Source organism: Tamlana crocina (assembly GCF_012037625.1).
In genome coordinates, this window is the sequence record NZ_JAAVJS010000902.1 from 1 (window position 1) to 278 (window position 278).

Here is a 278-nt window from a genome sequence, read left to right on the forward strand (position 1 = left end):
GGCAGGCGCAAGCAAAATGAACTCGACCTCGACCTAAGGCTTAATGTAAGTCAGGTAAACAAGCTGCAGTTGGTTGTGTACGAGACAGAGGCTATGCCAGCAGGGAATCTGAACAATATAGCGATCAAAGATGATTTCGACTACCAGACTTTTAAAGTCTATAATCCTGAATTTTGGAGCGGCTACAATATCATAGAACCCAATACCGCGATCAGGAATTTCGTGGCCCTGGAGGCGGAAGCTGAAGATCTTTAAGTCGTCCTTTTCATGCGGCGGCT

Annotated in this window: 1 pseudogene; it reads left to right on the top strand. The window is 46.4% G+C overall.

Annotation, left to right across the window (positions count from 1 at the left end):
* Positions 1 to 255, top strand: a pseudogene (locus tag HC176_RS19450) (carboxypeptidase-like regulatory domain-containing protein); the annotation flags it as partial.
* Between the last annotated feature and the right edge of the window lie 23 nt (positions 256 to 278).